At 60.0% G+C, this 12266-nt stretch carries 13 protein-coding genes; 5 read left to right on the forward strand and 8 right to left on the reverse strand.

Translation table 11 applies throughout. From position 1 onward, the window contains the following. The first annotated feature begins 115 nt into the window (after nucleotides 1-115). Nucleotides 116-1663, forward strand: a complete 1548-nt coding sequence (locus ACP7AL_RS10635) for a Fic family protein (protein ID WP_034461054.1) — start codon at nucleotides 116-118, stop codon at nucleotides 1661-1663. A gap of 660 nt (nucleotides 1664-2323) precedes the next feature. Here ACP7AL_RS10635 and ACP7AL_RS10640 read toward each other — a convergent pair. The 3 genes from ACP7AL_RS10640 to ACP7AL_RS10650 form a co-directional block, all read right to left on the reverse strand. After that, complete coding sequence (locus ACP7AL_RS10640) at nucleotides 2324-3559, reverse strand: HAD-IA family hydrolase (protein WP_024920120.1); 1236 nt, start codon at nucleotides 3557-3559, stop codon at nucleotides 2324-2326. A 2-nt stretch (nucleotides 3560-3561) separates the two neighbouring features. Further along, entirely contained in the window at nucleotides 3562-4620 is a 1059-nt protein-coding gene (locus ACP7AL_RS10645; RefSeq protein ID WP_024920121.1) for a DNA-processing protein DprA, read from the reverse strand. Between the two features lie 61 nt (nucleotides 4621-4681). Next, the gene (locus ACP7AL_RS10650; protein ID WP_244434528.1) at nucleotides 4682-4972 is read right to left on the reverse strand and encodes an XRE family transcriptional regulator; all 291 of its coding nucleotides are present in this window, start codon (nucleotides 4970-4972) and stop codon (nucleotides 4682-4684) included. 584 nt (nucleotides 4973-5556) lie between these two features. Between ACP7AL_RS10650 and ACP7AL_RS10655 the strand changes: the two genes are divergently transcribed. Beyond that, entirely contained in the window at nucleotides 5557-5814 is a 258-nt protein-coding gene (locus ACP7AL_RS10655) for a hypothetical protein (RefSeq protein ID WP_244434529.1), read from the forward strand. Nucleotides 5815-5836: 22 nt separating this feature from the next. Here the strand turns inward: ACP7AL_RS10655 and ACP7AL_RS10660 are convergent, their stop codons facing one another. The 3 genes from ACP7AL_RS10660 to ACP7AL_RS10670 are packed head-to-tail and all read right to left on the reverse strand — an operon-like array spanning nucleotide 5837 to nucleotide 8567. Then, nucleotides 5837-6871, reverse strand: coding sequence for a CBASS cGAMP-activated phospholipase (locus tag ACP7AL_RS10660; RefSeq protein ID WP_024920123.1), 1035 nt, complete (start codon nucleotides 6869-6871; stop codon nucleotides 5837-5839). After that, nucleotides 6868-7320, reverse strand: a complete 453-nt coding sequence (locus ACP7AL_RS10665; RefSeq protein ID WP_024920124.1) for a hypothetical protein — start codon at nucleotides 7318-7320, stop codon at nucleotides 6868-6870. The genes ACP7AL_RS10660 and ACP7AL_RS10665 overlap by 4 nt, the downstream gene beginning before the upstream one ends. Next, nucleotides 7320-8567 (reverse strand): nucleotidyltransferase domain-containing protein, encoded by a 1248-nt coding sequence (locus ACP7AL_RS10670; protein ID WP_024920125.1) that lies wholly within the window; start codon nucleotides 8565-8567, stop codon nucleotides 7320-7322. Before ACP7AL_RS10670 ends, ACP7AL_RS10665 begins: the two co-directional genes overlap by 1 nt. Before the next feature lie 184 nt (nucleotides 8568-8751). Here ACP7AL_RS10670 and ACP7AL_RS10675 point away from each other — a divergent pair, with 184 nt between their 5' ends. The 3 genes from ACP7AL_RS10675 to ACP7AL_RS10685 are packed head-to-tail and all read left to right on the forward strand — an operon-like array spanning nucleotide 8752 to nucleotide 10805. Beyond that, nucleotides 8752-9072 carry a helix-turn-helix domain-containing protein gene (locus ACP7AL_RS10675; RefSeq protein WP_024920126.1) on the forward strand — a complete coding sequence of 107 codons (321 nt, stop codon included), beginning with the start codon at nucleotides 8752-8754 and terminating at the stop codon, nucleotides 9070-9072. Next, the gene (locus tag ACP7AL_RS10680; RefSeq protein WP_024920127.1) at nucleotides 9069-9992 is read left to right on the forward strand and encodes an ImmA/IrrE family metallo-endopeptidase; all 924 of its coding nucleotides are present in this window, start codon (nucleotides 9069-9071) and stop codon (nucleotides 9990-9992) included. Before ACP7AL_RS10675 ends, ACP7AL_RS10680 begins: the two co-directional genes overlap by 4 nt. Nucleotides 9993-10043: 51 nt before the next feature. Next, nucleotides 10044-10805, forward strand: coding sequence for a hypothetical protein (locus ACP7AL_RS10685; protein ID WP_024920128.1), 762 nt, complete (start codon nucleotides 10044-10046; stop codon nucleotides 10803-10805). Nucleotides 10806-11050: 245 nt separating this feature from the next. Here the strand turns inward: ACP7AL_RS10685 and ACP7AL_RS10690 are convergent, their stop codons facing one another. Both ACP7AL_RS10690 and ACP7AL_RS10695 read right to left on the reverse strand, forming a co-directional pair. Beyond that, on the reverse strand, nucleotides 11051-11863 hold the full coding sequence (locus ACP7AL_RS10690; RefSeq protein WP_425991146.1) for an MBL fold metallo-hydrolase: 813 nt from the start codon (nucleotides 11861-11863) through the stop codon (nucleotides 11051-11053). Then, nucleotides 11860-12231, reverse strand: a complete 372-nt coding sequence (locus tag ACP7AL_RS10695) for a Crp/Fnr family transcriptional regulator (RefSeq protein WP_425991148.1) — start codon at nucleotides 12229-12231, stop codon at nucleotides 11860-11862. Before ACP7AL_RS10695 ends, ACP7AL_RS10690 begins: the two co-directional genes overlap by 4 nt. Nucleotides 12232-12266 lie beyond the last annotated feature (35 nt).

A 12266-nucleotide genomic window follows, 5' to 3' on the forward strand; every position in this document is an offset into this window, starting at 1 on the left:
TTTCACATTTTTTATATTTCGAGAAGGTTTTTCGTGAGATAAGATTTGATTTCAGCTCAGAGGCGCAATCGCGCACGAAGTTCACGGTCGAGAGCGTTTTTCACGGATTTTGTCCATGCAGATAATGTTTTCAGGTCCGGTGAGCGTTTTTCATGACCGAAGGCTGCCGGAGCTCGCGACCCCTGCTGGATATGCCGCGCTGATTGATGCCTACCGCCTGTCCGTCCCGGTTCCGCGCGTGCTCGCTGCCATCGGAACGAAGCACCGCATCATCGAGCAAGCGGGATGGCGCATCTACACGCCGCGTCATGCGCCCGACGCGACCCTTGAGGGACATCTCACCTTCGCGCTCAAGAACGAAGGCCTCGACCTCGCCATCCTGAAGCGGCTTTTCCTCGCCGTGAGCGAGGGCGAAATTGCAGAGCTTGTGAAGCAGAAGCCGACCGGGCTCTACACGCGCCGCATCTGGTTTCTCTATGAATGGCTGTTGGGACGCGAACTCAATCTGCCCGCGGCAGACAAGGTCTCCTATGTCGATGCCGTCGACACCGAACTCCAATACGCGGGCTCCGGACAGAATTCGGTGCGCCACCGTGTTCGCAACAACCTGCCGGGGACGCCGGACTTCTGCCCGCTTGTGTTCAAGACACAGAGACTTACGGAATATGTTGCGCAGGACCTTAAGGAGCGCGCCCGTGTGGTGGTGAGCCAGGTCCCGAAGGACTTACTAGCACGAACCGCCGCCTTCCTTCTCCTCAAGGATTCAAAGTCAAGCTACGTCATCGAAGGCGAGAGGCCCCCGCAGGATCGTATTCAGCGGTGGGGCAGGGTTATCGGCGAAGCGGGGCGGACGCCGCTCGACGAGGCGGAGTTCTTGCGCCTGCAGCGCATTGTGATCGGTGACGAGCGCTTCGTGAAGCTCGGCTTCCGCAACGACGGAGGTTTTGTTGGAGAGCATGACCGCGAGACGCAGAGACCCATCCCAGATCACATCAGCGCGCGTCACGAAGATATCTCCTCACTCGTGGGCGGCCTGATCGCGTTCGATCAAGCAGCGGAAAATGAGCTTGATCCGGTCGTCGCTGCCACTGTGCTGGCCTTTGGGTTCGTCTATATCCATCCGTTCGAGGACGGTAATGGCCGTATCCACCGATACTTGATGCACCATGTTCTAGCGCGGCGTGGGTTCAATCCCGCCGGAATCCACTTTCCGGTTTCAGCGGCCATCCTCGACAAGATCGGTGAATACAAGGACGTGTTGGAAAGCTATTCGAGCAGATTGCTTCCATGCGTTGAATGGGAGTCGACCCCAAAGGGCAACGTCAGGGTATTGAACGATACCGGTGACTTTTACCGCTTCTTCGACGCGACGCTGCATGCCGAGTTTCTGTACGAATGCGTGCAGAGGACCATCGAACAGGATCTTCCAAAGGAAACCCAATTCCTGCGAAGCTTCGATACGTTCCGTGCCGGCGTTGAAAGCATGATCGATATGCCCGAACGGACCCTCAACAACCTCTTTGGATTTCTGCAACAGAATGAAGGGCGACTGTCAAAGCGCGCCCGCGGCAATGAATTCGCCGAATTGACGCCGGATGAGGTCGCGAAAATCGAGGAGCTCTATCAAGCTGCCTTCTCGAACCACTCCGGAGCAGCAAACTGACCACGTCCGCGTGACAATGCCGAAGCCAAGGCTGTCTTGATGTGTCGCCTGTCGTGCTAACCGACCATCTCAATACTTCTCGGAGTTCATCCGCGCTGTCAGATGCCGTAGTTCGCTGCTTAGGATTCGTGCACGAGATACATAGGCCTTCAACGAGGTGACGTCGTCGATCTTCGCAGGATCGTCGCAGGCCCTTCGCACCGTAACGGCTACTTGGCAAACGTCCACGCGCTATCGATTACCATATCGAGCAAATTCCTGTCGACATGCGCATCATGGCTTGGTCGCTTTCGGACTTGGCCATGCTAACCTGGATTTCCAATGAAAGTCGGCATGATGGGCGAGGTATCGGAATAGCTCGACATGGCCGAAGATCAGGCGATTGCGACGCATGATGGCGACCCGCGGCGCACGATCCGGAGCCTGCTTCTGGTGCAGTGGTAGTTGGAGACGAAGGTCTCGCAAGGTTTTATCAGGGGCGTTCAATACGGCCGCTTCGAGTGCTACAGCGGGTGAAGTGTCACAGCCTCGCATCGACACGGCTAGGGAGGGCATCAATTGCAGGACGTTGCTCTCAAGCCGTTTGAAATCTGCATCGACGGCAACCCCGTCTCCAGGCCGAGATTCCGCGAAGGTGCGGTAGCAAATAACCGCGCGGCTTTAGAAGTTTTCGGTGTTCTGGCAGTGCTGAGGATACCCTGAACAGCCCCAGAATTTTACATGTGTCGTGTGGTTCTCGCGGATTTTCATCGATCGACCGCAGGCCGGGCAAATCTTGCGCGAGAAGACGCGCTGGTCTTTTGCCAGAGTCATTATTCTAACTTCGCCGGCGCCACTGGCGGCCAACGTCCTTACGCACTCTCCGGTCGTTTCACCCGTTGTATAGACATCATCAACGAGCAGAACCTTGTTGCCGTTCCATTTGAAGTTGGAGTGGAAGGTGCCCTTGATCGCTTCAGCGCGCTCAAGCGGGTCCATCTGCTTGTAACCTTCGATTTCCTTGACGCAGCGCAGTCCCTTCAGTTCAAGTTCGATGTCCTCGTCGAAATGAGCGGTCGCCTCGTTGAGGAGCTGTTCAAAGCGATTTCGTTGCTGAGACGGCTTCATCGGCACAGGCACAACAAAGTCAGGCATCCAGTCGAGACTCTCGATTGCCTTGCCGACGGCCTCCCCAAGAATCTTGGCGTGAGTATCGTTGTTCTTCAGCGACAGCACGGCCGTGCTCAAAGCGCTGGTTGCGTGCCGCGGATCGGAGGCGGTGAAATAGCGACCGAGAGCGTAGACGGTAGGATCGTCGTCGCAATGAAGGATCGAACCCCAGTGGCTATGGAAAGGCCAGTCACTGGTCAGCGCTTCGCCAATGTAGCCGCGGCCGCCAAGGCGGTCACGCCGTAGCAAAGTGGACGCCTTCGACATGAAGATGTCCGGGGCGCTGGACGAAAGTTCAAAAATCGATGCAGGTCCCCAGCGGACCGCGATAGACGTCAACCCGGCGTGATAGGCAGCTTCGACGTCACCGACGTCGTCGCCGATGTAAAACGACTCCTGGCTGGCGGCGACTCCAAGGCGGTTCAATGCCGCCAGGATCGGCTCCGGGTCGGGTTTGTGGTTCTCCGTATCGCCGTAGCTGATGAGCGTATCATAAGGAATGCGGAACTGTCGCAAAACAGCCGTCGCGTACCAATCAGGCGATGAGGTTACGATACCAACCCTCTGGCCGTCCGCCTTGAGGAGACCGGGAAGCTCGTGTGGCGCTGCTCGGCCCTGCGCCGGAAAGGGGCGGATCAAGTGCGTATTCTGCCGGACGTTGTCCCACATCTGAAACCGACGCATCTGGGCAAGCGCCGAGCTGTCCACGAGCGTCATGTCGAGATCAAAAAGAAACACACCCGGCATCGTCAAAACATCGACATCTGTTTGGGCGACGACGGACGATCAGCGGCCGTGTGACCTACGCTCCCGGCCAAGCGATTCTCCAGCAGTTCGAGCATCGCGGCAAAATCCTGTTTGCTGGCGAGTGGCACGGCCACCGGACGGTTGCCATACCGCTCGAAGAGAATGCGTCGATAATCACTCTCGGCCCGCGCAGCCTCGGCGAAGCGGAAGGCCGGTAACTGCGTCATGGCCAGAATGCCCTGACTCTTCGGCTCGTCGGCATGGCGGCCCTGTGGTACGGGCGCGAACAACAGGCGGTCCTGCTGAATTGTGAAGCGGACCGTGTGCATTGAACCGCCCTTGATGTCGGTCTGCATGACGAAGGTTGCGATCGAAAGTCCGCTCTGTAGGCGATCGCGCTGCACCAGATTGCGCGGCGACGGCGGCACGCCGAAGGGCTGCTCGCTGACCAGCGCGCCGTTCTTCTCCAGGATCTCCTCGGCAAGCTTTGCATTTTGTTTCGGATAGATTCCTTCAAGGCCACCTGCCATCACGGCGATGGTTCGCCCGCCATAGCGCAGGGCCGCTTGATGGCTCAGCGTATCGACCCCGATCGCGAGGCCGCTCACGATAGCCCAATTGGCAGAGACCAAAGTCTCGACGATCCGGTCGCTGACGATTTCTCCGAACTCGGAAGGCTCGCGCGTGCCGATGCAGGCGACGCTGCGGCGCGGTGGCAGAGCGCCCTTGACGAACAGGATGGGCGGTCGGTCCGTAAGGGAGCGGAGCGCGTCCGGATAGTCGGCGTCGAAAATGGAAACAACGCGCACGCCACGGCGCTCAGCCTCATCGAGCACACGTTGCGCCTTCTCGCTCGCGTTGACGATGGCGGTCGGTTCGTGAAGGCTCTCGGCAACGGCCGCCGAGACGACGGATCTGAGCTTTGCGGGCTCAGCGCCAAGGATCGCGTCGATGAACGAAAATCGCTCGGCGAGGCGCTCGGCTGTGGCAGGGCCAATACCTCGCAAAGCGGTAAGCGTAAGAATCCCGGCTGCGGTTCTTGTCTCGGTGCTAATCATCATTCAACACCCTTCGAAAATAGCGGCCGCTCTTCCGCGTTCCATCGCGACGGGCTCGAATAGATCATCCGCGGCTTCCGGTCTTGGCGAGAGGGGCTTTGCTGCGTGGAAGCTTTTCGAAAAACTCATTCGCGCGGTCTCCAAGCGCATGTATGCGCACGGCCGCCTGCTTGGGAAGCCTGACAGTCAATTCGAGCTCTCCGCCGACGGCTTCGACATAGCTACGGAGTGTCGAGACGTGCATGTCGACCTGCTTCTCAATCTTGGAGACCGACGGCTGCTTGATCTTCAGCGCAGCCGCGACTTCGGCCTGAGCTTTGCCGGCGATCTGGCGTAGTGCTCGCAGACCGTCCACGTCGCGCGTTTGCTCCACGTCTGCTAAATCGCTTCTATCTTGCCGGTCCCGCGGTAAAGACCTGACGACATCATCAAAGCCGTGCCCCATACATTTAGCTCCATAGCGTCGGCAGCCGATCATCCCATCGCGTAGAAGCGCAGTGCGTCCGCGAGGCTGACCGTTGGTGCAGGCGCTGCCAGGTCTCGAAACTTGGATCAGGGGGCGCTTTTGAAATGCCCCCGACTCGTTTGTAAACATAGCCTTCAGGCTATATTGGGTCAACGCCGGTAAAAGCCATACCTTGCCTCTGAGCCCGATCTTGAACCACCGTGAGGGGGGAGCCATCGTGATACGGGGAGATTCTCCCTCGTTGCGGCAGAGGTCACAAGTGAACGTCGTCGATTTGCAGTTGGTGTTTTATGACGCGGCTCACCCTCAACTATGTTTGGAAACAGAAGCCAACACCGGTCGTCCTGCGCCGGACCGGGCGTGGCGAGAAGCTTCGCGTGCGACTCCCGTTTGCTGACGACAACCGGCAATGGCTGCAGAACGGCCGGCGAGTGGCACCGGAATAGATCGGCGGCAATCACGCTTATTGGGAGTTGCCGAAGGCCTGGTTCAACGACTTCGTTGATCGGGCGCTGCAGCGCTACGGCAAGGTTTACATCATCCAGCCCTATCGCGAGCAGGAGATTTGCGCGCGGGCGTGCCAGGACGCACAGGGGCACGAATGCCAGTGTTCCTGCATGGGCGCCAATCATGGCATCGGCAACGACGGTTCCTGGTTTGAGGTCTCCGACACCTTCTCAACCCGCTGGGGCGAGCGCGAATTGGCTTGCCGATTGCTAACGGCCAGGTAGGAACAATCACCCGATCAGACGACTACGTCATCGGGCAACGGATGAATTGCTCGACCGCGCCGTCGAGAAACACCCGCTCGATGTGATGCCCGGCGCCTTCGACGAGACTGCGTGCGACCATCGGCAGCTCCCGCACGGAGCGCTTCACGTCATCCATCGCGATTGGCGCATCGCTTTCCGGCACATCGATCCGTGTGACATTGTTCTTGCCGACCAGCAGGTAGGCTTGGCCGAGCGCATTACGCGACTGCGCGCGGGCGGCCGCATTGAAAGAACGCAGGAACGCCCAATCCTTGATGCCGCCGTTGCGAGCCTGCTCGTCGACGGTGAAGGTGGACTCACCGGTTCCGATGCTGAGGATACGCACGTCCTCGCGCGCAATGTCGAAGCACGCAAGAGCATCAACCAGGGCGTTCATGACCGGATTATTGGCCCAGATTCCACCATCGATCATGATGTAGCCGTCGTCCTCGACGCCGGGATAATAGGAGGGAGCCGCCGTCGTATGGAGCGCCACATGCGCGAACTTCTTGTGGCGGTCTTTCTGGTAGTCCGGATGGTGCGGCGTCTTGTAGAGGAACGGTTCGCCGTGACGCCCTTCGAAACTCGGGATCACCAGCCGGGTGACGGCATCGTCGAGCACCTTGTCACCAAAGATCCGCAGCAGTTCCTCCTTGAGGGCGCCCTGGTCGTGCTTTGGCTTGACCAGCCAGCGCAGCACCCTCGACACCTTGCCGAGCCCGGCCGCCGGCGGAAAGATGCGCTCCCCGCGCTCAAGATAAACATTCAATGCCTGGCGGGCCGTCATCCCGTGGGCAAGGGCGAGCGCGATGATGCCGCCGGTCGAGGTGCCCGCGATCATGTCGAAGTGATTGCCGATGGAGGCGCCGCCCAGGAAGCGGCTTTCGAGTTCGGCGAGGACGGCCGCAGGAAAGACGCCGCGAATGCCGCCACCATCGATCGACAGGATGCGGAAAGGGCGGCCTTGCGGCCACGGCTGCTTCAGACGAACGTGCTGGATGGTGCCGTCCGATCGCCGCGGCGGAACATAGTTCATGGCGTTGTCTCCCTTGCCTCGCCGAGGGGCTGACCTGCGTGGCGCCCGCCACCCGTCCAGCGCCCGGTCATCAACCAAAGTTCGTAGCAGGCGAGCCAATCGAGCGCCCAAGGGACGGTCGTGCTCGCGATCGTCATCGCCGCTGTCCATTCCCTCTTGCGCGGGTCGAACAGGCAAAGGGTCGGATCCTCGGCCGGCGGATAGACGTGGGGCAACTGCCCCTCGGAATTGTCGGGCAATCGAACCAGTTCGGGTGAGAGCACCCGCGCCTCGGGGAACGACCCGACCTCATAGCGAATCTCCAGCGTGAAGCTCGCATATTGCGGCTTGACGATTCCCACCCACCGCGCGGACTGCGCGCGGCGGTCAATCCTGCGCGCCGCGAACTGCGGCCAGGCAGCCTTCATCGCGGCGACCTGCTCGTCGATGGAGAGGATCGCCGCCGTCATCAGATCTTGCGCCCGAAGAAGGTGTGAGGCCGTGCTGCCGAAACCGCCGGGTTGACGAGCGGCGCTGCGACCGCGGCAGCGGAGGGCAACAAGAGGCCACCCCGCCGCGTGTAGAGCTGACGGGACTGCTGGATGCCGCCCCCGATCTCGGTCGCGATCTGGTCGGCGGCCCGGGTCACGACGCGGTCCCCGAAGTTCCCGCGCAACGTGTCCATCATCTTGTCGGGGAACATCTCCCCGTGGCGCATCGCCTCGATCGAACGGATGAGCTCGCGCAGATGCCCGGCGAATTCATCCTGCTGAGCGACAGATTCAGGCCAGCGGTCGGTGAAGACATCGGCCTCGCAGACCGGATTGGCGACATGCAGAAGCCGCCTGTAGAGCGAAGCCTGCTCGATGTCCCGGATGATCCAGCTCACGAGGCGAACGAGCATGGCGCTGAGCGACATGTTCGGCTGGGCGGCGAGCCCGGCATAATAGGAGAGCATCACCGAAGGCGGGGTGCGGCCGGTATAGCTGGCGTAGCGAATGTTGCGGAAGCGCTTGAGGAGCTGGAGGGCTAGCGTCGCTGTGTTCTTGACGATGAAGTCACACTGATCAGGAACATCATCGACATCGGCATCGGCGCGAGCGGCAAGACCAGCATGGTCAAGCCACCGCCGGTGGAATTCCTTGGCCATGCGCAATTCGAGCGGCGTCCTGCTCGCGTACCACTGCGCAAAGCCATAGGCATTCATGTCGACGAACCGGTCGTCGACCGACCGGCGCGGCCCCTTGGCGTGAGTGATCAGGCTTTCGCGATCGAGCGTGCCGTAGACGCGCCGCGACGGCGTGACGTCGAGATGCATCTTGTCGGCGTAGAACAGGGTGACGCAGCGCGTCTGCCGCAGCACCCGCTGGACCGGGTAGTCGGCGAGGGCGGTTTCGAGTTCGATCAGGATTTCGAGAGGCGTCATGCCGCGAAAGCGGCCGCCGAGCTGCGAGACGATGTCGAGATCGTACTCGTCGTCGGTGCCGCGCGTCGAAATCGTCGCATCGATCGCCATCGAGCCTTGGGGGTAGAAGTGCTCAATCTGGTCGAAGAAGGCCGTCGTGGCCTCGAGATGGCGCCGCACCGCCTCGTAACGCGACTTCGCCTTGTCATGCAGCGAGGGCGGCAACTGAACGCTGAGGGCGATCTCAGCGAGGATACGATCGAGAGGGTCGTCAAAGGGATTGAGGCCGGTCGGCGCAAGCTGGATGTTCATATGATCTCCGCGGCGGGCTGGGCTGCATCTTGCATCTCGCCACCGCCCGCGCGATGTTCGGGATGATATGAGTCGATATATGTCTACTCCGAACAAGATGGGGAGCTTGAATGCGTCTGTCAAGGGACGTAAGATATAGCTACTCCGAACACGGGCGGGGTAAAGGCAAGCGGAAGGGCGATCTATGAAATTTTGCAGCAGGATCAAAGACTTGCGGACAAAGAAAGGTCTGACCCTCGATCAGCTCGCCCAGGAAACGGGCTCGTCGAAGAGCTACATCTGGGAGCTGGAGAACAAGAATCCTCCCCGGCCGTCCGCCGAGAAGCTGTCCGCGATCGCAGGCGCTTTGGGGGTCACCGTCGATTACCTGATCGGAGCCGACAAGCAGACGCTCAGCGAGGCAGAGGACACCGCTTTCTTTCGGCAATATAGCGGACTTCCGGAAGAGACGCGCCGGCAAATTCGGGAAATGACCCGCATCCTCGACACGAAAACCCGCAAATGAGCGAGCCGATCCGCCTCCGGCCGCTGAAAGAGGCGGCACGCATTACGCAGATGCTCGACCTGGTCCTTGGGGTGGATCGGTTCGATCACGCACCGGTGGACATGATCGGCCTCGCACTCGAATACTCCCGCAAGGTTGCACCCGATAGCCCAATCCATGAGGTCGTGGAGCGCAACATTCCGGGTTGCGTCGGCGCCCTGGTCTACGGCGAGGCGCGGCCGCGCCAATGGGCGATTATGTACCACGTCGGCCAGTCCGCCGGCCGCCGGTCGTTCACCGTCGGGCACGAGTTCGCTCATTACATCCTGCATCGGCAGTTGATCGAGGAAGGTGAGTCTTTCGAGGGCGGAATCTACTGCGACGAGAACGCCGTGGTTCGCCGTGGTGGCTCGGGCATAGAACAGGAAGCCGACGAATTCGCAGCAGCTCTACTGATGCCCCTGCACGATTTCCGCCGACAATTGCCTGCCAAATCGCGTGCTGATTTCGACGTCCTCGGTCGCCTCGCAAAACGCTACGGGGTTTCGCTGACTGCGACAATATTGCGCTGGCTCGAATACACCGAGACGCGCGCAATGATGGTGGTGTCGAATGAAGGCTTTGCTCATTGGGCGAAGCCCAGCACACCGGCGCTTAAATCTGGGCGCTATATCCGCACGCGAGACACCGTATTCGAACTTCCCATGCAAGCCTTCGCCGCGCGCCGCGACTATTCCGACAGGGCCTTGATTGGCATCACACAGCAAGCCGGGATCTGGTTTCCCGAACCGGTGCATGAAATGTGCTTTCGTTCTGACCGGTATGATCAGGAAATCACGCTGCTCCAGTTCGAAGCGGATGGACCACGCTTCCAAGCGGAAGAGGAGGAGGCCGATGTTTTCGACCGTTTCGTGAAAAGCGGTCAAATGCCGGTTCGCTAGAGGTTTGCAGAGATGGGGCGCCCGTACTGAAATTCATTCACTTGCCACCGCATGAAGGTCGCGATGTCGAACTTGCGAACCATCGGCGCCTTTGCGCCCGCGCCCCCCGAAGATGGGTACTTCTATCCCGAGAAGTACGTCGCGTTCGTCGACATTCTGGGCTTCAGCGACCTCGTTGAACGAGCCGATCAAGACCGGGAATTGCGAAAGAGCCTCGCAGGTATCCTGCACGTCTTTCAGACGACATGCGGGACAATGCCGACCCTCGGGACCAAGGTGACGCAGTTCTCTGATTCCCTCGTCATTACCGCAAACCGAACGGAGCAGGGGCTGCGCTCGATCCTGAGCGGTTGCGAATGGCTGACCATGAACTTGATTCAATACGCCGTGCTGTTGCGCGGGGGCGTCGCAGTGGGGCGCGTCAGCCACGAGCCCCACGTCCTCTTCGGCATCGGCGTCAACCGCGCCTACCAGTTTGAAAAAAGCGGAGGTCCGCCACGCGTCGGCCTGGCTTCCGACGTCGTGGCCGACATCGAGAGCTATCCGCTTTTCAAGGACAGCGCAGTCTCGACGACCGATCCTCAGTCAGGAGTTCCAATGCTGCACACGCTGCGGCAGGTCGAATATTACGACGCCGTGCCGATCGCGGGTGGCATCGTGTGGGATCGAACGGCGCGCCATATCGCAGACCTGATCAAGGCGAACGCCAGCGATCAAGACATGCCGGAAAGCGCGCGGAGGAAGTGGATTTGGCTGCAGGCATATTGGAATCTTGCCGTGGCCAGATTTGGCATTCTGCCAACCGCAACGTGATCCTCGGCGAGTCTGTTGAATGATTTGCAGATCGCGCTCGTTGAGTCCGACCCGCAATCATGATCTAAGAAACTTGACGTTTACGGCCTGAATTCTGGGCTACAAACTGTGATATAGAGTGGGATACACGGCGCTCCGACGACATGAAAAATGCTTGCGATTTCAAGTCGTTATAGGTTGGTTGAAGGCGCTTCACCCGCTCCAAACCTGCCTTAAATTGATACCGGCAATGGTCTGAGCCCACCTCACGAGTCATCAAGCTTGTTGAGGTCGCGCACCGATTGCATGATCGGCTCGAAGTTCGCGCGCGCGTCGAGAGCGTCGAACAGTTGCGCTGTGTCGGACAGCAGCGCGTGAGAGCGCTGAATCGCGATCCTCACGTCGTCATGAGGGGTGTCCGACAGGCGGCCATGGCCGGACAGCAGGATTTTCGAGTCCAGTCCCTTCAGCCGTTCCAGCGACTGGATGTAGTCGGCGATGCTTCCCGATCCGAACACGCCGCCCATGACGCCTCCGGGCATCAGGGTGTCGGCGGCGAACAGCAGCCCCCTGTCCTGATCGAACAGGCTGATGCACGCCGAGGTGTGGCCGGGGGTGTACATCACATTCAGCCGGAAGTTGCCGAGGTCGATCAGGTTGCCTTCCTCAAGCCAGATGTCGATGTCGATCGGCACATTCGGCTCGTTGAACATCTTGCGCAGCATCGAGAAGTCGTCGCGCAGCATGATCTTGTTCGCGGCCAGGCGATGGGCGGCGATGATTGTCCTGCCGTTGAAATGATACGCGGCGCCGATATGGTCGAGATGCTCATGGCTCAGCACGACCATGTCGATGTCGGCAGGCTTGATGCCAAGGTGCTGAAGGCATTCCAGCAGATGCGGATAGTTCGACGACAGGCCGACATCGATCATGATGGTCCGCTTGCTGCCGCGGACCAGATAGGCGTTGGCGGCGCGGTTCTTGAACCGGATCTGATAGACGTCTTCGGCGGCCTGGATCAGGGAGCAGACGTCGTTGCTGAGAAGAATCGGAAAGGGCGAGGGTTTCCGGTCGCTCATGGCGCCGCGGTCCTGAAGTTGACGGCATTGGAGGCCCGCAGCCGTTTGCTCAGCGCATCCATGATCATCAGCGCGAAGGCGGGCTGCTGGCTGACGAGATAAACGAACCGGGCGTGATTGATCCGCATCACACGGGTGCCGGCGATGGCGGCAACGGCACTGGCTGAGCGCGCGGAGCCGTCGATCACGGCCATTTCTCCGAAGAATTCACCCTTGCCGAGGGTGACGATGACAGTTCTGTCTGCCCCGGAATTCTTGACAATATCGACCTTGCCGTTGAGCACCACGAACAGCTCGCGGCCGGTCGATCCTTCCTCGAAAATCATCTCCGAGGCGGCATACTCGTTGATACATTTCTCAATTGTCATAGTGCAGCCCAGCCGTCCGGCACCGGTTACGCCCC

Origin of the sequence: Afipia sp. DC4300-2b1, assembly GCF_049895725.1 — a bacterium.
Taxonomy (GTDB): Bacteria; Pseudomonadota; Alphaproteobacteria; order Rhizobiales; family Xanthobacteraceae; genus Afipia; species Afipia broomeae.